Annotated in this window: 22 protein-coding genes; 13 read left to right on the top strand and 9 right to left on the bottom strand. The window is 70.9% G+C overall.

Going from position 1 to position 20162, the window contains the following annotated elements:
- Positions 1-125: 125 nt before the first annotated feature.
- Positions 126-923 carry a class I SAM-dependent methyltransferase gene (locus tag LXN57_RS45435; RefSeq protein ID WP_251804532.1) on the bottom strand — a complete coding sequence of 266 codons (798 nt, stop codon included), beginning with the start codon at positions 921-923 and terminating at the stop codon, positions 126-128.
- Between the two features lie 112 nt (positions 924-1035).
- On the opposite strand from LXN57_RS45435, the gene LXN57_RS45430 reads away from it, so the two are divergent.
- Together LXN57_RS45430 and LXN57_RS45425 are read left to right on the top strand one after the other, a co-directional pair.
- A complete protein-coding gene (locus LXN57_RS45430) occupies positions 1036-2061 on the top strand; it encodes an aspartate-semialdehyde dehydrogenase (RefSeq protein ID WP_251804531.1) in 1026 nt (341 codons plus the stop codon).
- Between the two features lie 137 nt (positions 2062-2198).
- Positions 2199-2402, top strand: coding sequence for a hypothetical protein (locus LXN57_RS45425; protein WP_221376276.1), 204 nt, complete (start codon positions 2199-2201; stop codon positions 2400-2402).
- 203 nt (positions 2403-2605) lie between these two features.
- Here the strand turns inward: LXN57_RS45425 and LXN57_RS45420 are convergent, their stop codons facing one another.
- Positions 2606-2902, bottom strand: a complete 297-nt coding sequence (locus tag LXN57_RS45420) for a hypothetical protein (protein WP_251804530.1) — start codon at positions 2900-2902, stop codon at positions 2606-2608.
- Positions 2903-2945: 43 nt separating this feature from the next.
- Between LXN57_RS45420 and LXN57_RS45415 the strand changes: the two genes are divergently transcribed.
- Together LXN57_RS45415 and LXN57_RS45410 are read left to right on the top strand one after the other, a co-directional pair.
- Entirely contained in the window at positions 2946-4394 is a 1449-nt protein-coding gene (locus LXN57_RS45415) for a hypothetical protein (protein WP_251804529.1), read from the top strand.
- A gap of 298 nt (positions 4395-4692) precedes the next feature.
- On the top strand, positions 4693-6111 hold the full coding sequence (locus tag LXN57_RS45410) for an RNB domain-containing ribonuclease (protein WP_251804528.1): 1419 nt from the start codon (positions 4693-4695) through the stop codon (positions 6109-6111).
- 170 nt (positions 6112-6281) lie between these two features.
- Here LXN57_RS45410 and panB read toward each other — a convergent pair whose 3' ends face one another.
- Positions 6282-7112 carry a 3-methyl-2-oxobutanoate hydroxymethyltransferase gene (gene panB / locus LXN57_RS45405; protein ID WP_251804527.1) on the bottom strand — a complete coding sequence of 277 codons (831 nt, stop codon included), beginning with the start codon at positions 7110-7112 and terminating at the stop codon, positions 6282-6284.
- 214 nt (positions 7113-7326) lie between these two features.
- On the opposite strand from panB, the gene LXN57_RS45400 reads away from it, so the two are divergent.
- Positions 7327-8679 carry a glutamine synthetase family protein gene (locus tag LXN57_RS45400; RefSeq protein ID WP_221376271.1) on the top strand — a complete coding sequence of 451 codons (1353 nt, stop codon included), beginning with the start codon at positions 7327-7329 and terminating at the stop codon, positions 8677-8679.
- A gap of 96 nt (positions 8680-8775) precedes the next feature.
- Positions 8776-9201 (top strand): DUF350 domain-containing protein, encoded by a 426-nt coding sequence (locus LXN57_RS45395; RefSeq protein WP_251804526.1) that lies wholly within the window; start codon positions 8776-8778, stop codon positions 9199-9201.
- 201 nt (positions 9202-9402) lie between these two features.
- Here the strand turns inward: LXN57_RS45395 and LXN57_RS48485 are convergent, their stop codons facing one another.
- Positions 9403-9546: a transposase gene (locus tag LXN57_RS48485; RefSeq protein ID WP_369077309.1), complete on the bottom strand. Its 144-nt coding sequence runs from the start codon at positions 9544-9546 to the stop codon at positions 9403-9405.
- Between LXN57_RS48485 and LXN57_RS45385 the strand changes: the two genes are divergently transcribed.
- Positions 9541-10773 carry an RNA-guided endonuclease InsQ/TnpB family protein gene (locus LXN57_RS45385; protein ID WP_251804525.1) on the top strand — a complete coding sequence of 411 codons (1233 nt, stop codon included), beginning with the start codon at positions 9541-9543 and terminating at the stop codon, positions 10771-10773. The genes LXN57_RS48485 and LXN57_RS45385 overlap by 6 nt on opposite strands.
- 87 nt (positions 10774-10860) lie before the next feature.
- Positions 10861-11124 (top strand): GNAT family N-acetyltransferase, encoded by a 264-nt coding sequence (locus tag LXN57_RS45380; protein WP_308206711.1) that lies wholly within the window; start codon positions 10861-10863, stop codon positions 11122-11124.
- Here LXN57_RS45380 and LXN57_RS45375 read toward each other — a convergent pair.
- Positions 11006-11929, bottom strand: coding sequence for an EamA family transporter (locus LXN57_RS45375; protein WP_251804523.1), 924 nt, complete (start codon positions 11927-11929; stop codon positions 11006-11008). The genes LXN57_RS45380 and LXN57_RS45375 overlap by 119 nt on opposite strands.
- Before the next feature lie 27 nt (positions 11930-11956).
- Here LXN57_RS45375 and LXN57_RS45370 point away from each other — a divergent pair, with 27 nt between their 5' ends.
- From LXN57_RS45370 to LXN57_RS45355, 4 genes are read left to right on the top strand one after another with little or no spacing between them, the layout of a single operon-like run.
- Entirely contained in the window at positions 11957-12772 is an 816-nt protein-coding gene (locus LXN57_RS45370; RefSeq protein WP_251804522.1) for an alpha/beta fold hydrolase, read from the top strand.
- A 10-nt stretch (positions 12773-12782) separates the two neighbouring features.
- Positions 12783-13568 carry a type 1 glutamine amidotransferase gene (locus LXN57_RS45365; protein WP_251804521.1) on the top strand — a complete coding sequence of 262 codons (786 nt, stop codon included), beginning with the start codon at positions 12783-12785 and terminating at the stop codon, positions 13566-13568.
- 2 nt (positions 13569-13570) lie between these two features.
- Positions 13571-16582 (top strand): bifunctional [glutamine synthetase] adenylyltransferase/[glutamine synthetase]-adenylyl-L-tyrosine phosphorylase, encoded by a 3012-nt coding sequence (locus tag LXN57_RS45360; protein ID WP_251804520.1) that lies wholly within the window; start codon positions 13571-13573, stop codon positions 16580-16582.
- Positions 16583-16610: 28 nt separating this feature from the next.
- Positions 16611-16808, top strand: coding sequence for a hypothetical protein (locus LXN57_RS45355; RefSeq protein WP_251804519.1), 198 nt, complete (start codon positions 16611-16613; stop codon positions 16806-16808).
- A gap of 10 nt (positions 16809-16818) precedes the next feature.
- Here LXN57_RS45355 and LXN57_RS45350 read toward each other — a convergent pair whose 3' ends face one another.
- Genes LXN57_RS45350 through LXN57_RS45340 form a run of 3 tightly spaced genes read right to left on the bottom strand, consistent with a single transcriptional unit; the run spans position 16819 to position 18255 of the window.
- Positions 16819-17070 carry a hypothetical protein gene (locus LXN57_RS45350; protein WP_251804518.1) on the bottom strand — a complete coding sequence of 84 codons (252 nt, stop codon included), beginning with the start codon at positions 17068-17070 and terminating at the stop codon, positions 16819-16821.
- Positions 17071-17111: 41 nt separating this feature from the next.
- Entirely contained in the window at positions 17112-17996 is an 885-nt protein-coding gene (locus tag LXN57_RS45345; RefSeq protein ID WP_251804517.1) for a helix-turn-helix domain-containing protein, read from the bottom strand.
- 19 nt (positions 17997-18015) lie between these two features.
- Positions 18016-18255, bottom strand: coding sequence for a hypothetical protein (locus LXN57_RS45340; protein ID WP_251804516.1), 240 nt, complete (start codon positions 18253-18255; stop codon positions 18016-18018).
- 386 nt (positions 18256-18641) lie between these two features.
- On the opposite strand from LXN57_RS45340, the gene LXN57_RS45335 reads away from it, so the two are divergent.
- A complete protein-coding gene (locus LXN57_RS45335) occupies positions 18642-19004 on the top strand; it encodes a hypothetical protein (RefSeq protein ID WP_251804515.1) in 363 nt (120 codons plus the stop codon).
- Here LXN57_RS45335 and LXN57_RS45330 read toward each other — a convergent pair whose 3' ends face one another.
- Entirely contained in the window at positions 19005-20027 is a 1023-nt protein-coding gene (locus LXN57_RS45330) for a Glu/Leu/Phe/Val dehydrogenase dimerization domain-containing protein (protein ID WP_251804514.1), read from the bottom strand.
- Positions 20028-20162 lie beyond the last annotated feature (135 nt).

Here is a 20162-nt window from a genome sequence, read left to right as displayed (position 1 = left end):
TCCAGATTTCGTCTGGTGGTGGCCCGTGGAAGCCCGGCTCCCGGTGTTGGAACCGGGTTTTCGCGGGACGCCGCCAGACGAAATCTGGACCGCGCCTCGCTCCCACCCCAACTACGAAACAGAACCTAGACGCGGGCGATCAGCTCGCCGTGCAGCAGTGACATCCAGCCGTCGGGGTCGGCGGCCCAGCGCTGCCAGGCGGCCGAGATGCGGGTCAGGTCGGCCCGGGTCGCCGCGCCGGTGCGCTCGGCCGTGGCCGCCATCTCCGACTTCAGGATCCGGTCGGCCCACATGCCGCCCCACCACTCGCGGTCGGCCGGGGTGGCCAAGCACCACGTGCTGGACGTCGCTGTCACGTCGGTCAGCCCGGCCGCGTGGGCCCAGGCCAGCAGGCGCCGACCGGCGTCCGGCTCGCCGCCGTTGCCCCGCGCCACCCGCTGATAGAGGCCGAGCCACTCGTCGAGCTCGGGCAGCTGCGGATACCAGGTGAAGGCCGCGTAGTCGCTGTCGCGCACCGCGATCAGCCCGCCCGGCCGGGCGACGCGGCGCATCTCGCGCAGGGCGGCCACCGGGTCGCCCACATGCTGCAGCACCTGGTGGGCGTGCACGACGTCGAACGTGTCGTCGGCGAAGTCCAGCCGGTGCACGTCGCCGACGGCGAAGTCGACGTTGGTCAGCCCGCGCCGGATGATCTCGGCCCGGGCCAGGTTCAGCGCGTCCTCCGTCACCTCCAGGGCGGTGACTCTCGCCGGAGTGACGAGGCTCGCGAAGTCGGCGGTGATCGTGCCGGGACCGCAGCCGATGTCGAGCACCGTCACGCCGGAGGAAAGGTGCGGCAGCAGGTACTCCGCCGAATTCTCTGCGGTGCGCCACCGGTGCGAGCGCAAGACCGATTCATGATGACCATGGGTGTACGTCGCCATGCCACCGACCGTATGCCCGCCGTCCCTTAATGTGGGACATATTTCCCACTGTGTGAAACTCGAAGAGCAAACTGATTTCTCCGTACGCAGATCAAGCCGTACTTTTGTCGCCATGAGGATCGGCATTGTGGGCGCGACGGGACAGGTGGGCGGCGTCATGCGGCGCATCCTGGCCGAGCGTGCCTTCCCCGTTGAGCAGCTTCGTCTTTTCGCCTCCGCCCGCAGCGCGGGCCGCGCCCTCGCCTGGGGTGACGGCGAGGTGACCGTGGAGGACGCGTCGGCCGCCGACTACAGCGGTCTCGACATCGTCCTGTTCTCGGCGGGCAAGGGCAGCTCCAAAGAGCTCGCGCCCCGGGTGGCCGAGGCCGGCGCCGTCGTCGTCGACAACTCGTCGGCCTGGCGCATGGACCCGGAGGTGCCGCTGGTCGTCAGCGAGGTCAACCCCGGCGCCGCGCGCAACCGGCCCAAGGGCATCATCGCCAACCCCAACTGCACCACCATGGCCGCGATGCCGGTGCTGCGCCCGCTGCACGACGAGGCCGGACTGGTCGCGATGGTGGCCACGACGTATCAGGCCGTCGGTGGCGCCGGGCTGGCCGGCGTCAGCGAGCTCGACGAGCAGATCAAGAAGGTGGCCGACCGGGCCACCGAGCTGACCTTCGACGGGTCCGCCGTCGAGTTCCCGGCCCCGCGCTCGTTCGCCAAGCCGATCGCGTTCAACGTGCTGCCGCTGGCCGGCTCGATCGTCGACGACGGCCTCGGCGAGACCGACGAGGAACAGAAGCTCCGTAACGAGAGCCGCAAAATTCTCGATCTTCCGTCGCTGCTCGTCTCGGGCACCTGCGTGCGTGTCCCGGTCTTCACCGGCCACTCGCTCCAGATCAACGCCCGCTTCGCCCGTCCGGTCACCCCGGCCCGGGCCCGCGAGCTGCTCGCGAGCGCGCCCGGCGTCGAACTGTCCGAGGTGCCGACGCCGCTCGAGGCGGCCGGCCGCGATCCGTCCTACGTGGGCCGCATCCGCGCCGACGAGACGGTCGACAACGGTCTCGCGCTGTTCGTCTCGAACGACAATCTGCGCAAGGGCGCGGCGCTCAATGCCGTCCAGATCGCCGAATTGGTCGCCGCCGAACTCCGGTAGCGCCAGTAATACAGAACCGCCCCGGCCGTACGGCCGGGGCGGTTTTTGTGCTCTTCCCCTCATCATCCAATGTGGAAATCTAGGACTTTTTGCCCGAATCGGTGGCGGATGGTCGGTTTGAGGTGCAGAGTGATTGCATGAGCGACAGTGGGTCCGGCGGTGGCTGGTTCTGGTGCCTCCGCCACCATCGGGTCGAGCACGGCGACGACGTTTGTCCTGCTCAATATCGACTCGGCCCCTACGCCACGGCCGACGAAGCTTCGCATGCCCTCGAGACGGTCGAGAAGCGCAACGCGGACTGGGACGCCGAAGATGCCCGCTGGAACGGGGAGGTCAGCTGACCGAGGCGCCAGCTGAATCAGCCGCCTCCAGCTTCGCTATCGATCGTTCTCTTACTGAACGTCGCAGTCTCCGTGCGGAGACGAGCCCGCAGCCATTCGCGCAGTCATTCGCAAGGAGGAAACACCCAGATGGCCGCTGCCAAAAAGGCCCCCCGTTCTGCCACCACGGCGGACAAAAGCCGTATTTCGCGTACGGGGGCAAGTCAGTCCACGAAGTCTTCCGCGCCCGCCGCCGCCCGGAAGCCGGCCACCGCGGCCACCGCCCGTAAGTCGGCCACCGCGTCCGCTGCCGCCCGGAAGCCGGCCACCGCGTCCGGCGCCGCCCGGAAGCCGGCCACCACTGCGGCCCGGCCCGCCGCGGCTCGATCGGCAGCAGCAAAGGCGACCGCGAAGCGGCCCGTGACCCCGCGGCGCACCGTTGCGGCGGCCGAGCCGGGCCCGGCCACCACGACGGCGACGATCGCCGCGCCCAAGAAGACGACGGCCAGGACTGCGGTCAAGAAGGCTGCGCCGAAGAAGACGGCGGCAACCAAGGCTGGTGCGATGACGACTGCGAGCAAGAAGACCGCGGCCGCGAAGAAGGCGGCGACGGGGGCCGGCAGCGCCGCTTCGCGCAACGCGACGGCGTCGGCCAACAAATCGGCTGCCGCCGCGTCGAAGGCGGCGACCGCGGCCGGTAGTGCCGCCGCGCGTAGTGCCACGGCGACGGCGAACAAGTCGGCTGCCGGTACGTCCAAGGTAGCGTCGTCGGCCCGTAGTGCTGCCGCGCGTAGTGCCACTGCGGCGGCGAACAAGTCGGCTGCCGCTGCGTCGAAGGCGGCGTCCGCGGCTGGTAGTGCTGCCGCGCGTAGTGCCACGGCGTCGGCGAACAAGTCGGCTGCCACCACGGCGAAGGCCGGTTACCACCGCAGCTCCACCGCGTCGGCCAACAAGGCGGCGGCGACCAGCGCCAAGTCGGGCGCCAACCGGGTCGCCGCGTCGGCCGACCGCAGTTCGGCGGCGTCGGCCAACCGGGCCGCGGCGGCCGCGGCCAAGGGCGCCAAGGCGACCGCGACGGCGCGGAAGGCGGCGAGCGGCGCGGCCAAGCCCGCTACCAAGAAGGCCGCCCCGGCCAAGAAGGCAACGCCGGCGAAGGCTGCCGCCGCCAAGGCGACGGCGGCCAAGAAGACGGCCGCCACTGCGGCTAAGACGGCCGCCACTGCGGTGAAGAAGGCCGCTGCCACTGCGGCCAAGAAGACCGCTACTGCGGCCAAGAAGGCCACCGCCACCGCGGGCGGTAAGACCGCTGCCACGAAGGCGACGACGGCCCGGAAGGCCGCGGCGACGAAGGCTCCGGCGACCAAGGTGGCCGCGAAGAAGGCGCCCGCCACGAAGGCCGTGTCGAAGAAGGCCCCCACCACCAAGGCCCCCACCACCAAGGCCCCGGCCACGAAGGCCGCCAACGCGGCCGCCAACGCGGCCGCCACCAAGCGCGCGTCGACGGCCAAGGCAGCCGCGGCCAAGAAGGCGCCGGCCACCAGGACGGCTGCGAAGCAGGCGCCCGCGACCAAGGCGGCGACGGCCCGCAAGGCCACGCCGCCCCGCTCGCTCGGGCGCACGGCGATCGAGGGCACGGCGGCCTCCCGGCCCGCGACCAGCTCCCGCTCGGCGACCAGCTCCCGCTCGGCAAGTGGCTCGCGCTCGGCGGTGGCCAAGGTGGCCGGGCTGAGCCCGGTTGCGGCCCGCGGCGGCAACAAGCCCGCCGCCACGCCTACGGCTAAGCGCAGCACCGCCAACGAGGCCGGGGCGACCCGCGATCGGGCGGCGCGGACGGCGAACGTTCCGCGGGCCGGAGCCACCGCCAAGACTTCGGCCACCAACGCGTCGCGGGTCAAGCGGGCCACCACGGCCGCCGCAGCCCGTCAGGCCGCGCTGGGCAACACCCCGGCCGCGGACATGATGGACGCCGCCCCGGCCAAGCCCCGCAAGACGGCCACCCGCCGCAGCCGCTAGAACCACCGCACAAGGAAGGGCCGCGCCACTCCGGCGCGGCCCTTCCTCGGCTTCAGCGGCTGCTTCGTAGTTCGGTCGGGCCGACCTCGGCCGCGAGGCCGACCGGCGCGACGCGGACGGGCGTGTGGCCAGATTCTGCGCGACGCGGACGGGCGTGTGGCCAGATCCTGCGTGGCGGCGTCCTGTCGAAGCCTGCTTTCAACAGCCGGGCTTTGACGGGCCACCACCGGGCGAAATCTGAACCGCGGCTCGCTCCCGTCCGAACTGCGAAGCGCGCGCCGGCTGGTAAGAATGAGCCGTGCCGATCAGACGAGTGTGGGCGCCGCATATCGACTTCGCTGCGCTGCGGGGTGAGCTCGGGCTTCCGGCGGCGTTTCCGCCCGAGGCGCTCGGCGAGGCCGAAGCCGCGGCCGCCGGGCCGATGCCGCCGGTGGCCGACCGCACCGACGTGCCGTTCGTGACGATCGACCCGGCCACCTCCAAGGACCTCGACCAGGCCATGCACCTGAGCCGGCGGCCGGGCGGCGGTTACCGGGTGCTCTACGCGATCGCCGACGTCGCCTCCTACGTGAGCCCGGGGGGCGCGCTCGAGGCCGAGACCTGGGTCCGCGGCCAGACGATCTATCTGCCCGACGGCCGCGTCCCGCTGCACCCGGCGGTGCTGAGCGAGGACGCGGTCAGCCTGTTTCCCGACGTCGACCGGGCCGCCGTGGTGTGGACGATCGAGCTCGACGCCGACGGCGCGACAACCTCGGTGGCGCTCGAACGGGCGCGGGTCCGCAGCCGGGCCAAGCTCAGCTACGAAGAGGTGCAGCAGCAGGTGGACGCGGGCGCGCCGCCCGAGCCGCTGGCGCTGCTGCCCGAGCTCGGCACGCTGCTCGCGGCCCGGGCCACGGAGCGCGGGGCGGTGAACCTGCCGCTGCCCGAGCAGGAGGTCGAGGAGCACGAGGGCGGCTGGCGTCTGGTGCTCCGGGCGCCGCTCGCGATCGAGGAGCACAACGCCCAGATCTCCCTGCTCACCGGCATGGCCGCGGCCGACCTGATGCTGCGGGGCGGCGTGGGCCTGCTGCGCACGATGCCGGCGCCGAAGCCGGAGGCGGTGGCCAAGCTCCAGGCCGCCGCGAAGTCGCTGGGCGTGCTGTGGCCGGCGGGGGCACCGGTCGGCACGGTGGTCGCCGCCGTCGACCCGGCCAGCCCGCGCGGTGCCGCGTTCCTCGATCAGGCGGCCGATCTGTTGCGGGGCGCGGCGTACACCCCGTTCGACGGGACGCCGCCCGAGCAGACCGGGCACGGCGGGGTGGGTGCGCCGTACGCGCACGTCACGGCCCCGCTGCGGCGGCTGGCCGACCGTTACGCGACCGAGGTCTGCCTGGCCGTCGCGGCCGGCGACCCGATTCCGGAGTGGGCCCGGGCGGCGCTGCCGCGGCTGCCCAAGGCGATATCCGAGTCCGACCGGCTGGCCGGCGCGGCCAACCGCGGCGCGATCGACCTGGCCGAGGCGGTGTTGCTGCACGACCGCGTCGGTGAGCTGTTCGACGCGGGCGTGGTCGACCTCGACGAGCCCTCGAAGAACCGCCCGCCCGGCGGCACGGTCGCGATCGACGATCCCGCCGTGCGGGCGCGTTGCCTGGGTGCGCTGCCGTTGGGCGCGCGTATCCAGGCGCGTCTGATCGAGGCCGACCCGGCCACCCGCAAGGTGCGGTTCGAGCAGGCCTGAATTCAGTCGGGCGGCCCGGCGTGGCGGGGTTCGAGCGTCACCACTCACGCACGTCGTCGTGGTGGGGTGAGCGCCCTGGACGCGCCAGCGGCCAGCTCACCCCGCCGCGACCCTCGGCGGGAGCAGCGGTCGGTTACCCACCACCCCGCTACGAAATCTGCCTTTAAGCCTTAAAACGTATGCTCGGACGCCGGGAACTCGCCGCCTCGTACCTCCGCCGCAAACTGCTGAGTAGCCGAAGCAAGCACCCCGGCCAGATCGGCGTACTGCTTGACGAAGCGCGGCATGCGACCCGTGCGCAGGCCCGCCATGTCCTGCCAGACCAGCACCTGGGCGTCGGCGTCGGGGCCGGCGCCGATGCCCACCGTGGGGATCGCCAGCTCCTTGGTGATGGTCTTGGCGACCTCGCCCGGCACCATCTCGAGCACCACGGCGAACGCGCCCGCCCCGGCCACCGCGCGGGCGTCGGCCAGCACCTCGGCGCCGTCCTGCTCGCGGCCCTGCACGCGGTAACCGCCCAGCGTGTGCTCGCTCTGCGGGGTGAAGCCGACGTGGCCCATGACCGGGATGCCGGCGCCGGTCAGCGCCTCGATCTGGGCGGCCACGCGGCGCCCGCCCTCGAGCTTGACGGCGTGCGCGCCGCTCTCCTTCATGAACCGGACGGCCGTGCGCAGGGCCTGGGTCGGCCCCTCCTCGTAGCTGCCGAACGGCAGGTCGGCCACGATCAGGGCCGTCCTGGTGGCCCGGACGACCGCGCGGACCAGCGGCAACAGCTCGTCGACGGTGATCGGCAGGGTGGTCTCGTGGCCGAATACGTTGTTGGCCGCCGAGTCGCCGACCAGCAGCACGGGCACGCCGTTCTGATCGAAGATCGAGGCGGTGTACTGGTCGTAGGAGGTCAGCATCGGCCATCGGTCGCCGCGGCTCTTGGCGGCGATGAGGTCGCGGGTGCGTACCCGTCGGGTGGGCGGGCCACCGTACAGGGCCGGGATCTCCGACATTGTGCTTCTCCTTCCCTCGAGGCCGCGGAAGTGCAGTCCCCGGGTATGGACGAATCGTCGCACCCGGGACAGCGCGGCAGTCAGGGGTGAGTGGAGGTTCTCACAACCCGATTATCGTGACCCGGGGCGTCGGCCGGGGGCCGGGCCAGCGTAATCTCGGCGTAATCGAGTCGGGGAAGACTGGCTCGTCAGGGCATCGTCACGAGGGGTGAACGTGGACCGACAGCAGGAGTTCGTGCTCCGGACTCTCGAGGAGCGCGACATCCGTTTTGTCCGGCTCTGGTTCACCGATGTGCTCGGCACGCTCAAGAGCGTGTCGGTGGCCCCGGCCGAGCTCGAGTCCGCCTTCGAAGAGGGCATCGGCATCGACGGCTCGGCGATCGAGGGCTTCGCCCGGGTCTTCGAGTCCGACATGGTGGCCATGCCCGACCCGACCACCTTCCAGGTGTTCCCGTTCGAGGGCGGCGCCAGCGGCGAGAGCGCCCGCATGTTCTGCGACATCCTGCTGCCCGACGGCAGCGCCGCCTGGGCCGACCCGCGGCACGTGCTGCGCCGCGCCCTGGCCAAGGCGGCCGAGAAGGGCTTCACCTTCTACACCCACCCCGAGGTCGAGTTCTTCCTGGTGCAGGACGGTCCGCTCGACGGCTCGCTGCCCATCCCGGTCGACAACGGCGGCTACTTCGACCACACCACCCACTCGATCGCCCGCGATTTCCGCCGCCAGGCGGTGCTCGCGCTCGAGCGGATCGGCATCTCGGTCGAGTTCAGCCACCACGAGGTCGCCCCCGGCCAGCAGGAGATCGACCTGCGCTACGCCGACGCGCTGACCACGGCCGACAACATCATGACCTTCCGCCACGTGGTCAAAGAGGTGGCGCTGTCCCAGGGGGTGCGGGCCACCTTCATGCCGAAGCCATACACCGACCAGCCCGGCAGCGGCATGCACACCCACCTGTCGCTCATGGAAGGCGAGCGCAACGCCTTCTACGACGCCGACGACCCGCAGAAGCTGTCCAAGACCGCGCGCTCGTTCATCGCCGGTCTGCTGGTGCACGCCCGCGAATACACCGCCGTCACCAACCAGTACGTCAACTCGTACAAGCGCCTGTTCCCGCTCCAGCTGCCGAACGTGGTCACCGAGTCCCCGGCCTTCGTGAGCTGGGGCCACCTCAACCGCTCGGCTCTGGTTCGCGTGCCGGCGTTCGGCAAGCCCAGCTCGGCCCGCGTCGAGGTCCGCTCGATCGACTCGGCCACCAACCCCTACCTGGCCTTCGCGGTCATGCTCGGGGCCGGCCTCAAGGGCATCGAGGAGGGCTACGAACTGCCCCCCGGCGCCGAGGACGACGTGTGGTCGCTCTCGCCGGCAGAGCGCAAGGCCGCCGGCTACGAGGCGCTGCCGGAGAACCTGTCCGAGGCGATCGACGTGATGAGCAAGTCGGAGCTGGTGGCCGAGGTTCTCGGCGAGCACGTCTTCGACTTCTTCCTGCGTAACAAAACGGCCGAATGGGAGCAGTACCGGCGCGAGGTGACGCCGTACGAGCGGCAGCGTTACCTGGGCGCGCTGTAAATCCAGGTTCGCCTGTGGTTTTCGGCTGCAGGGATGCGCAGACGTAGCTACTGTCTTGTACGGTCTCTCCTGACGTCGCATGACAAGGGAGAGGCCGTGCTGGAAGATCTGCTAGAGGGTGCCGGGCGCAGCATCGTGTTCGGGTTGGTGGGCATCGGACTGATGGCCGTCGGTTACCTGCTCATCGACGTGCTCACGCCGGGCAAGCTGCGCGACCTGATCTTCGTGGAGCGCAACCCCAACGCCTCGCTTCTGCTGGCGGCCAACCAGCTGGGTATCGCGGCCATCGTCTTCACCGCGATCTTCACGACCTACGACTCGTTCGGCCGGGGCCTGGCCTCCACGGTCATCTTCGGCCTGCTCGGCATCGGGATCATGGGCCTGGCGTTCCTGGTGCTCGACTGGATGACCCCGGGCAAGCTGGGCGAGGTGATCTGCACCCCCGAGCGGCACGGTGGAGCCCTGGTCAGCGCGGCCTCGCACTTCGGCGCCGCCCTGATCGTGTGCGCCGCGATCTCCTGACGGCGCGATGGCACCCGATCCGACGATCGAGCTGGTTCCGGTTACCGCTGAGAACTGGCGCGACTGCGCCGAACTTTCTGTGCACCGCGAGCAGCAGCGGTTCGTGAGCGCCGTCAGCTACCTGAATGCGGGCCAGTGCTCCGGCCTTCAGGCCGGGGGTGAAGGCCCGCGCTGGGAGGGCCGCCAGGCCCGAGCAGTGCCTTAGCCGGGACGGGTCTGCTGCTCGATGTACTGCTTGATCACACTCAGCGGTGCGCCGCCGACGGACCCGGCGAAGTACGAGCCGGACCAGAGCTTGTTGGCCTGGTAGTAGTGGCGTACGAGGTTACGGTGTTGTCCATGCAGCTCCGTTACAACTTCCGGGTCACCCCGGACGCCGCCCAGCGCACCGCGCTGGCGCAGGCGTTCGGGTGTGCCCGCGTGGTTTTCAACGATGCGCTGCGGCTGCGTCAGCAGGCCCGCGAGGCGGGCGAGAAGTACGTCTCCGACGGCGACCTGTCGCGCCGGATCATCACCGAGGCGAAGGCGACCGCGGAACGGGCGTGGCTGGGCGAGGTTTCGGCCGTGGTGTTGCAGCAGGCCCTCGCTGACCTGAACACCGCGTATCGCAACTTCTTCGCCTCGATCTCGGGCAAGCGTAAGGGCCGCAAGGTGGCCCCGCCCCGGTACCGCTCACGCAAGGACAACCGGCAGGCTGTCCGGTTCACCAAGAACAGCAGGTTCAAGGTCCTCGACAACGGCCGGCTGCGGCTGCGGAAGATCGGCGACCTTGCGGTCCGCTGGTCGCGAACCCTGCCCTCGGACCCGTCCAGCGTCACGATCATCAAGGACGCGGCAGGCCGGTATTCCGCCTCGTTCGTCGTGACCATCGGCGAGGACGAGACGCTGCCGCCGGTCGAGCCGGAGATCGGCATCGACCTGGGGCTGACCCACTTCGCCGTGATGTCCGACGGTAGCAAGGTGACCGCGCCGAAGTTCCTGCGCCGCGCAGCCCGCAAACTCAAGCGGTTGCAGCAGGCACTTTCGCGTAAGACCAAGGGCAGCAACCGGCGCAAGAAAGCCGTCATGCAGGTCGCCCGCGCTCACGCGCGGGTGGCCGACACTCGGCGCGACTGGCAGCACAAGCTGTCCACGGCGATCATCCGCGACAACCAAGCGGTGTACGTCGAGGACCTGTGCGTGGTCGGTCTCGGTCGGACCCGGCTCGCGAAGTCCGTGCACGATGCGGGCTGGGCCAGTTTCACCAGCATGTTGGAGTACAAAGCGGCGCGGTCCGGGCGCAGGTTCGGCCGGGTCGACCGGTGGTTCCCGTCCACCCGGATGTGCTCCGGCTGCGGCCGGATCAACCACAAGATGGCGCTGAACGTCCGGGAGTGGGACTGCCCGTGCGGCAGTCACCACAACCGGGACGTCAACGCCGCCATCAACATCAAGGCCGCCGGACAGGCGGACTTCAACGACCGTGGAGCGCAGGTAAGACCAGGACTTGTCCCGGCACCGCGCGGCGAAGCGGTAACCCACCCGGACGTTGCGTGTTCCACGCGCAGCGTGGAGGGAACCTCCGTCCTTTAAGGCGGAGAGGATGTCAATACCTGTGCCTGTGCAACTACTACTACTACTACTACTACTACTACTACTACGGCGACACCTGGAATCCGCATGTGGGGGATGGACGACGACCGCAGCGCCTGGATCGGTGGGCTGGTGGTCGACGGGCGGCGCCAGCGGCAGGGGATCGGGCATGCGATCGTCCGGCAGCTTCGGGAGCGGCTGATCGCCGAGCCGGGCACGCCGAATGTCGCGCTCAGCTATGCCGCCGACAACACGGCTGCCCGTCATCTGTATCGGACGCTCGGCTTTCACGAGACGGGCGAGACTGAGGGGACGGAGCTGGTGGCCCGCTGGCGCCCGGCACGAGGGTGACGCCGGCGCCGGCCAGCGTCACCAGGGCGAGCGCGATGACCTCGGGCGGGCCCAGGCGCTGATCCAGGACGATCAGTCCGGCCAGCGCCGCTGCGGCGGGGTTGAGGCTGGCGAGGATGCCGAAGACCCGGGTGGGCAGCCTGCGCAGGGCGGCCAGCTCCAGGACGTACGGGAAAATGGTCTGCAACAGCGCCACGGCCCCGGCGCCCACCAGCAGAGCGGGTCGCTCGACGACCGCACCCGCGCCGGTCGCGCCGAACGGCAGGGCTATGGCAGCCGCGACGGTCAGCGAAACCGGCAGCCCGCCCGCGCCCGGCACCAGACCGCCCAGCCGTGCCGTCAGCAGTATGTAGCCGGCCCCGCACACCCCCGCCAGCGCGGCCAGCAGGAGCCCGCCGAGCGGCACCGAAGCGCCCGGCTGCCACCACAGCAGTGCCACCCCGCCTCCGGCGAGCAGGGCCCACAACAGGTCCAGCAGCCGGCGCGTCTGCACCAGCGAGACCGTGAGCGGCCCCAGGAACGACACCGTGACCACCACGCCCAGCGGGACCGTCCGCAACGCCAGCGCGGACAGCAGATTCAGACCGGCGACCGCGACCCCGAGCAGCGCCGCCGCCCGCCAGGCCGCCCGCGTCCAGCTTCGCAGACGGGGCCGGGTCACCACGGCCAGAACCACCGCCGAGATCGCCACGCGCAGCAGCACCACACCGGTGGCGCCTAGATCGTCGAACAGGGTGCGCCCGACGGCCTGCCCGAACTGGATCGAGACGACCGACATCAGCACCAGCAGGGGTGCGGCGTTCATGTCGTACCCCCGGTCTAGGTTTCCGCCATGGACGCTATCGAGCCGGTCAACGGGATCAAACTCTTCGTCCGCCGTCTCGGTGACCCCGCGCTGCCGATGCTGGTGGTGATCCACGGTGGACCGCCCTGGGACCACTCGTATCTGCTGCCCCTGGCCGAGCTGGCCGACGCGTTCCACGTCGTGTTCTTCGACCTGCGGGGCAGCGGCCGGTCCAGCCGCGACGTGCCCCTGCAGCCCGACCTGATCGCCGACGACGTGGCCGCCCTGATCCGCCATCTGGGCGCCGATCGGGCCAACGTGCTGGGCTTCTCGTACGGCGGTGGCGTCGCCATGCGGGTGGCCGAGCAACATCCGGCGGTGATCCGGCGGTTGATCCTCGCGTCCACCACGGCGTACGGCGATTTCGAGCCCGCCATCCCGGCCGAGCGGGCGGCCCTGTGCGGCGAGGTCGACGAGACCGGCAACGGCGAAGACGGCGCGCTGGCCCGGGCGCTGGCCGAGGCCGACCTGCCGGTGACGATCTGGCGGCTCGACCGGGCCGACGAGTGGCGGGCCGTGCTGGCCGAGGTCCGCTTCTCCAGCGCGTGGGACGGCCCGTACGCGGAAGGAAAGCTGAAACCGGCCCGCCCGCACGACCCGCCTGCCGTTCTGCGCCGGTGGGGCGGCGAGGTGCTGATCCTGCACGGCGAGCGCGAGATGACGTTTCCGCCCGAGGTGGCCCACCGCCTGCACGCCGCCGTGCCCGGCAGCCGGCTGCGGCTGATCCCCGACGCGGCCCACATGGCCCAGTTCGACAATCCGGTCGCCTGGCTCGCCTCCGTGCGTGAGTTCCTGAGGGACTAGCCTCGTGACTGTGGCGACTGCACTTGTCATCGAGAACGATCCGACCGACGACCTGCGCCGGCTGGGCGATTGGCTGACCGAGGCGGGGCTCGAGCTCACCGTCCTGCGGCCGCACGCCGGTGACGAGCTTCCCGAGACGCTCGACGATCATCTGGCGCTCGTCGTCCTGGGCGGCGACCAGAGCGCGTATTCGGACGCCGAGGGAATGCCCGGGGCGCCCTGGTTCCCGGCGCTCGAGGGGCTGCTGCGCAAGGCGGTCCGCCATCGGGTGCCGACGCTCGGCGTCTGCCTCGGCGGTCAGCTGCTGGCCACGGCGCACGGCGGCCTGGTCGAGCGCAGCACCAGCGGGCCCGAGATCGGCCCCGGCCTGGTGGGCAAGCGCGACGCCGCCGACAAGGACCCGCTCTTCAAGTGGGTGCCGCTGCTGCCCGACGTGATCCAGTGGCACCGCGACGAGATCACCGAGCTGCCGCTCACCGCGGTGCTGCTCGCGGCCTCGAGCCGTTTCCCGAATCAGGCCTTCCGCATCGGCGACCGGGCCTGGGGCATCCAGTTCCACATCGAGTGCGACGCCGCGATGATCGAGCAGTGGGCCGCGAGCGACCGGGCCGCCCTCGACGAGCTGGGTTACGACCCCGAGGCGGTCGTCTACGCGACGGCCGAGCAGCTGCCCGACGTCGAAGAGGTGTGGCAGCCGTTCGCCGCCCGGTTCGCCTCGCTGGCTCTGGGCACCCTGCCCGACGCCGACATACCCGACGCCGGCACCGGCCGCACCCTGCCGCTGCTGGGGAACTGACCGTGACCCGGCCCAGCCGGCTGGCCCGGTACGGCTTCGCCGACAACGGCGTCCGCGCGTCCGACCTGCTCGGCGCGACCGGTCTGCGGCTGTGGGACGCCGAGACGCAGGCGCCCCGCGACGCCGACGCCGCCGAGTTGCTCAGTTCGCTGTCCCGCGCGGCCGACCCCAACCTGGCCCTGCGCCAGCTGCACCGGCTGGTCGAGGCGGCCGGGCGGGCCGCCGCCCGCGGCAACGGCGGCCGGGTCACCGGCCCCGGCGGCGAGATCAGCACCAACGCGGCCACCGACGAGCTGATCGGCGCCCTGGCCCTCGACGCGGGCCTGCGCCGCCGCCTGATCGCCGTGCTGGGCGCCTCGTCCGCGCTCGGCGACCATCTGGTGGCCAACCCCGACGACTGGCGGGTGCTGGCCACCGGCAAGACCGGCCTGCCGCCCAACGCCGAGGGCCATCTCGAGGTCGAGGGCGACGAACCCAGCGTGCCCGCGCTGCGCCGGGCCTACCGCATTTCCCTGCTGCGCATCGCCGCCGCCGACCTCACCGGCGGGCGCGGGCTCGAGCCGACCATGGCCGCGCTGTCGCGCCTGGCCGACGAGACGCTCGCCACCGCGTACGCCATCGCCGTGGCCGGTCTGACCGCGGGCGCCGCCGAGCCGAGCCTGGCCGTGGTCGCGATGGGCAAGTGCGGCGGCAACGAGCTCAACTACGTCTCCGACGTCGACGTCATCTTCGTCGCCGACAACGACGACGACCTGAGCGCCGGCACCATCGTCGCCGCCCGGATCATCGAGATCTGCGGCATGGTGGCGTGGCCGGTCGATGCGGCGCTGCGTCCCGAGGGCAGCCGGGGCCCGCTGGTCCGTACGCTGGCCAGCCACCAGGCGTACTACCGCCGCTGGGCCCGCACCTGGGAGTTCCAGGCGCTGCTCAAGGCCCGGCCGGCCGCCGGCGATCTGGCGCTGGGCAGGCGCTGGATCGAGGACCTGGCCCCCCTGGTGTGGCACGCGGCCGAGCGGCCCGAGGCGGTCGCCGACGTCCGCGACATGCGCCGCAAGATCATCGACAACGTGCCCCCGGGCCTGGTCGACCGCGAGATCAAGCGGGGTCCGGGCGGGCTGCGCGACATCGAGTTCGCGGTCCAGTTGCTCCAGCTCGTGCACGGCCGGATCGACGAGACTCTGCGTGCCCCGGGCACCATCCCGGCGCTGCGCGCGCTGGTCACCGGGGGCTATGTGGGCCGCGACGACGGCGAGACGCTGCTGCGCGGCTACCGCTTCCTGCGCAGCGTCGAGCACCGCCTGCAACTGCAACAGCTCCGGCGTACGCACACCGTGCCCGACGACCCGGACGGCCTCCGCTGGCTGGCCGCCTCGATGGGCTACACGGCCATGCCCGGCAGCGACGCCGTCGAGGCGTTCCGCTCCGACTGGGTGGGTCACGCCGCCCAGGTGCGCCGCCTGCACGTCAAGCTGCTCTACCAGCCGCTGCTCGAGGCGGTGGCCCGGGTGCCGGCCGAGGCGCTGCGCATGACCACCGAGTCGGCCGGACGCCGCCTCGAGATCCTCGGCTTCGCCGACCCGGCCGGTGCCCTGCGCCACCTGCAGGCGCTCACCGGGGGCGTCACCCGCACGTCGGCGATCCAGCGCACCCTCCTGCCGATGCTGCTGCAAGAGTTCGCCGACGCTCCCGAGCCCGACCGCGGCCTGCTCAACTACCGCCACGTCTCCGACAAACTCGGCAGCACCCCGTGGTATCTGCGCCTGCTGCGCGACGGTGGCCCGGTGGCCCGCCGGCTGGCCCGGGTGATCAGCCTTTCCCGGTACGCGACCGACCTGCTCACCCGCGACCCCGAGGCGCTGCGGCTGCTCGCCGACGACACCGAGCTGCTGCCCCGCTCCCGCGAGTCGCTGCTCGACGGGTTCGTGGCCGCCGCCGACCGCTACGCGGACGACCCGGTGAAGGCGATCGCCGCCGTTCGTGCCCGGCGCCGGCGCGAGCTGTTCCGTCTGGCCTGCGCCGACATCCTGAGCCGGGCCGGCGAGCTGGCCCCGGCCCATCCGCTCGATGTCAACGCGATCGGCATCGCTCTCTCCGACGTCACCGACGCCACACTCAACGCGGCCCTGCGCGTGGCCCGCCGCGCTCATCCCGGCCCCGAGGGGCTGCGTTTCGCCATCATCGGCATGGGACGCCTCGGCGGCTACGAGATGAGTTACCCGTCCGACGCCGACGTCCTGTTCGTCTACGAGCCACCGGCCGGCGTCCCCGAGAACGAGTCGAGCGCCGCCGCCCAGGTCATCGCCGAAGAGTTGCGCCGCGCCCTGAACGCCCCCGCGCCCGATCCCGAGCTGGGCATCGACGCCGACCTGCGCCCCGAGGGCCGGCAGGGTCCGCTGGTCCGCAGCCTGGCCGCCTACCAGCAGTACTACGCCCGGTGGTCGCGGGTCTGGGAGGCGCAGGCCCTGCTCCGGGCCCGCTTCGTCTGCGGCGACGCCGAGCTGGGCGGCCGTTTCGAAGAGCTGGCCGACCGGATGCGCTACCCCGAGGGCGGCCTGACCCGCGAACAGGTCGTCGAGATCCGTCGCATCAAGGCCCGCGTCGAGGTCGAGCGGATGCCGCGCAACGCCGACCCGCACACCCACACCAAGCTGGGCCGGGGTGGCCTGTCCGACGTGGAATGGGCCGTCCAGCTGCTGCAACTGCGGCACGCGTACGCGGTTCCCGACCTCCGCCGCACCCGCACTCTCGAAGCGCTGGACGCAGCCGTCCAAGCCGCGCTGCTCGACCCGGCGGACGCGGCCGCGATGACCGTCGGCTGGACGCTGGCGGCCCAGGTCCGCAACGCGTTGACGCTGGTGCGTGGCCGCCCCAACGACCAACTGCCGCGCCACGGCGTCGAGCTGGCCGGCACCGTCCAGCTGCTGGGTGGCGGCGACCCGGGCGAGTTCGTCGACCGCTATCTGCGCCTGACCCGGCGTTCCCGCGCCGCCATGGAAAGGGTGCTCGAGTCTTAAGTCGCGCCCGGGTGGGTATTACCCCTGCATGCTGTTCAACTTGGTGAAGCGCTTCGCAATCATGGCCGTTGCCGTCCCGCTCGCGGCGGCGGGCGCCCGCAAGCTCAGCGAGAGGCTGGAAGCCAAGCGTGGCCCCAGCCGCGGCACCCGCGCGCTCCGGCAGGGCGCCGACTTCCTCGGCGGCCTGCGCGGCCAGCAGAAGAAGAAGCGCCGTTTCGCCTGGTGACGACGCTGTCTCAGGCCTGCTTACGAATCTGGTCGGCGGCGGCGAGCAAGACCTCGACGGGAATCTCGACGAGGCGCTCGCCGTCGGGCACCTCGACACCGGCATTCTCGCCCGATACGGCGTAGCCCTGCACCACGATCGTCGCGCGATCGGTCGAGTACACGGTCGGGCAACTGCCGCTGCTGCAGTTGGACGCGAGCGCATGCAGTCGCAGACCGATGCTGGTCGCTTCGACCGTGGTGGCGTCCTCATGGATCGTCATGACATCAACGGTACGGAAGGGAACTCTTCCGTCACAACGGGTCAGGCCGCGGCGCCGGGGAGCAACCGTACGTAGCGCTTCTGATGCGCGTCCAGGATCGGCTCGATGTCGCTGGTCGCGACGGATTCGTAAGCATCGAAGACCCGGCGGTAGTAGCGGATGGTTTGACGGCCACGCGACAGAAGGCCGGTGTTGTAGAGGTCGATCATCACGCATCGGTCGCCCATCAGTTCGAAGCCGTGCAGGGCCGCGACGGGCCAGATCGCTGACTCCGGCACGATCCGTACGTTGACATTGGGCAGGGCCGCGACCTCGCGCAGGCGGGCGATCTGGGCGAGCATGTCGGCCGGCCGGCACACCTGGTTGCTGAGGACGGACTCGGCCATGACGAAGAAGAACTGCCGGTCGGTCTCGTAGAGCACCTGGCTGCGCTGAATGCGGGCGGCCACCGTTTCCGAGACTGCGAGCGCCTTCTCGGCGATGTTGTGGTCGTCGGCCTGCTGGGCCTGCAGTCCGGTGAGAACAGCCCGGGCGTATTCACTGGTCTGTATAAGGCCGACGAACACCGAGGGCTGGAAGGTCCGGATCTCCTTGGCGTTCGCCTCGAGCTGCCGTACGAAGTGCTGACGGTGCGGCAGATCCGGCTCGGCTGACTGCCAATCGATCAGTTGATCGCTGGGGCGGTCAGTCAGGGCGACGAGGCGGCTGACCTCGGCTGCGGGCAACTCCAGCGCTTCGGCTATGCGCCGGACGTCGAGCATGTCGGGGATGGAGACGCCGGTTTCCAGCCGCGAGATCTTGGCTTGACTCATGCCCACCAGTTCGCCGAGAGCCTGGCCGGAGAGTTTCCTCTCCTTGCGCCAGCGTGCGAGCACGACGCCGACCGGCTCGTCGAGGCTCGGTGGGAGGTTGGGCGAGTCGCTCATGTCGCTCGCCCCCTTCCTCTTACTCGTGTTCGGCCGCGGCCTTCATCGCTTCCGCGAGAAGTCCGGCGGGAATCTCCACCAGTTGCTCACCCGGCGGAAGATCGAGACCAGCCGTTTCGCCGGTGACGGTGTATCCCTGCACCACGTAGGTGTCGCGGTCAGTGCGGTAGATGGTCGGGCAGGTGCTTGATCCGCAGAGAGTGGCGATGAAGGTGAGCCTCGGCGCATCCTGAGCGTCCGTTAAGGGCGTTTTTGTCACTGGCGAACGATACCGCAACGCCGGAGTTCTATGCGGGCGACTTGCATAGTCGTTATGCAACCACACGCGTGCGGGTATGGGTAACCGGTCGTTCCCATGATGAATGACGCAGAAGGAACTCATTCATCTCCCTGAGTTACTCTTGCGTCACCCTGCATAGCCGTGGATATTCATGGGTAAGGGGTCAGGGGCGAGGGCAGCACAGACCGTCATCTCCGCTTCACCTGTGTTCTCTCATCTGTCGACGATGAGGTCGGGCCCGTTTCTTCCACCGTGTATCCGGACTCCGTCGCGCTTCCCGTTCGTAGGTAGCCCTACGCGTCATCACAGCGGCCTGGCTTCGGTGCCGGCCGCACCGCCCTCATCTGCAGGACCGGAGGACTCCGATGACTTTCACCTTGCTGGCCGGGATTGTTGCGCTCATCGTGCTGCTGGTCGTTCTCAGTGAGATCGTCGCGGCCGTCATCCCTCTGATCATCGTTCTGACCTGCGTACCGGTGGGTGAGCGGGATGCGCTGGCCCGGGTGCTGGCGGCGCTCGACTCGTCGCGGCGGTTGCGGGTGTGGTCGGCACTGCGCCTCGCGGTGACGCTGCGTAGGCAGGAAATCGAGCATGCGCGGGTGGCGCGCGACCCGCGCATGAACCCGTATTCGCATCTCAACGCGTACTTCGCCGAGCCGTCGGCGGCCGCGCCGGTCAACCCGCCGTACGACCGGGCCGAACCGGTCAGCCCGCCCCTTCGCGATTGATCAACCGGCCCGGCGGCGGGCCTCGGCGGTGGCGGCGGCGCTGGGGGTGACGCCGTCGCGCTGCGCGGACGCGAACACCTCGGTGAGCGTGTCCGCGATGGCGTCCAGTCGGGCGGTGACCTGTTGCGGGGACTCGTGGTGCAGCTCGACGGCGGTGGCGCTGATGACGCCGCCGGCGCTGACCACGTAGTCGGGGGCCCAGAGGATGTCCCGGTTGTGCAGCAGGTCGGCGGTGGCGGGGGTGTCGAGCTGGTTGTTCGCTGGGCCGGCCACGGCGGCGCAGCGCAGAGCGGCCACGCTCGTGGGGGTCAGCAGTCCGCCCAGGGCGGCCGGCACCAGGACGTCGACGGCCGCAGTCAGGGCTTCTTCCGGCGTTGCCCAGGTGGCGCCCAGCTCGTCGGCCAGGGACCGCTTGGCCGGGTCGACGTCGGCGACGACGAGCTTCGCGCCGGACTCGGCGAGCAGCCGGGCCACCCGTCCGCCGACCCGGCCCAGGCCGACGACCGCGAAGGAGCGTCCGGCCGGGTCGGTTGAACCGAATCGGGCGCGGCAGACCGCCCGCAGAGCCGCGACCGTGCCGGCGGCGGTGCCCGGGGACGAGTCGCCGCTGCCGCCCGCGCCGGCCGGGCGGCAGAAGACATGGTTCGTACGGTGGCCGATCGTGACCATGTCGTCCGGGCCGGTGCCGACGTCGGGGCCGGTCGCGTAGTGGCCGCCCAGCTCCTCGATCACCGAACCCGCGTCGTGCAGGGCGGCCACTCGTAGGCCGGGATCCGGTGTGGCGCCGGTGGGAAGGGCGATCACGGTCTTGCCGCCGCCGTTGGGCAGCCCGGCCAGGGCGCACTTGTCGGTCATGGCGGCCGAGAGCCGCAGGGCGTCGGCCAGGCCGTCCTGCCATTGCGGGTACGCCTTCAAGCGGCAGCCGCCGAGGGCCGTCCCCAGCGCCGTCGAGTGCACGGCCACGATGATCGGCAGCCCCGACTCGGGGCCGCGCCGGATGATGATCCGTTCATGCGAGAACATGGGTTCAAGTTAGGCATCCGCCCGCCCGCCGAAGCGCCGTGCCGAACGAAATTCGGTGCGATTACCGAAGGTGGCCGGGTGAGCGACGTTGATTCGGCGATCGCGCGGGAACGGCAGTCGAACATCCGGCAGAAA

It is taken from the genome of Paractinoplanes hotanensis (genome assembly GCF_023717965.1).
Lineage (GTDB): Bacteria > Actinomycetota > Actinomycetes > Mycobacteriales > Micromonosporaceae > Actinoplanes > Actinoplanes polyasparticus.
The sequence above is the reverse complement of the archived record's forward strand: the minus strand, read 5'-3'. Positions and strand labels throughout refer to the sequence as shown.

Excerpts from the sequence above, each read along its gene's own strand:
- LXN57_RS45415 (WP_251804529.1), top strand. The coding sequence starts at position 2,946 with ATGACGACTGCGAGCAAGAAGACCGCGGCCGCGAAGAAGGCGGCGACG.
- LXN57_RS45380 (WP_308206711.1), top strand. The coding sequence starts at position 10,861 with ATGTGGGGGATGGACGACGACCGCAGCGCCTGGATCGGTGGGCTGGTG.
- LXN57_RS45355 (WP_251804519.1), top strand. The coding sequence starts at position 16,611 with ATGCTGTTCAACTTGGTGAAGCGCTTCGCAATCATGGCCGTTGCCGTC.
- LXN57_RS45335 (WP_251804515.1), top strand. The coding sequence starts at position 18,642 with ATGACTTTCACCTTGCTGGCCGGGATTGTTGCGCTCATCGTGCTGCTG.
- LXN57_RS45370 (WP_251804522.1), top strand. The coding sequence starts at position 11,957 with ATGGACGCTATCGAGCCGGTCAACGGGATCAAACTCTTCGTCCGCCGT.
- LXN57_RS45430 (WP_251804531.1), top strand. The coding sequence starts at position 1,036 with ATGAGGATCGGCATTGTGGGCGCGACGGGACAGGTGGGCGGCGTCATG.
- LXN57_RS45350 (WP_251804518.1), bottom strand. The coding sequence starts at position 17,070 with ATGACGATCCATGAGGACGCCACCACGGTCGAAGCGACCAGCATCGGT.
- LXN57_RS45345 (WP_251804517.1), bottom strand. The coding sequence starts at position 17,996 with ATGAGCGACTCGCCCAACCTCCCACCGAGCCTCGACGAGCCGGTCGGC.
- panB (WP_251804527.1), bottom strand. The coding sequence starts at position 7,112 with ATGTCGGAGATCCCGGCCCTGTACGGTGGCCCGCCCACCCGACGGGTA.
- LXN57_RS45435 (WP_251804532.1), bottom strand. The coding sequence starts at position 923 with ATGGCGACGTACACCCATGGTCATCATGAATCGGTCTTGCGCTCGCAC.
- LXN57_RS45330 (WP_251804514.1), bottom strand. The coding sequence starts at position 20,027 with ATGTTCTCGCATGAACGGATCATCATCCGGCGCGGCCCCGAGTCGGGG.
- LXN57_RS45425 (WP_221376276.1), top strand. The coding sequence starts at position 2,199 with ATGAGCGACAGTGGGTCCGGCGGTGGCTGGTTCTGGTGCCTCCGCCAC.
- LXN57_RS45375 (WP_251804523.1), bottom strand. The coding sequence starts at position 11,929 with ATGAACGCCGCACCCCTGCTGGTGCTGATGTCGGTCGTCTCGATCCAG.
- LXN57_RS45385 (WP_251804525.1), top strand. The coding sequence starts at position 9,541 with ATGCAGCTCCGTTACAACTTCCGGGTCACCCCGGACGCCGCCCAGCGC.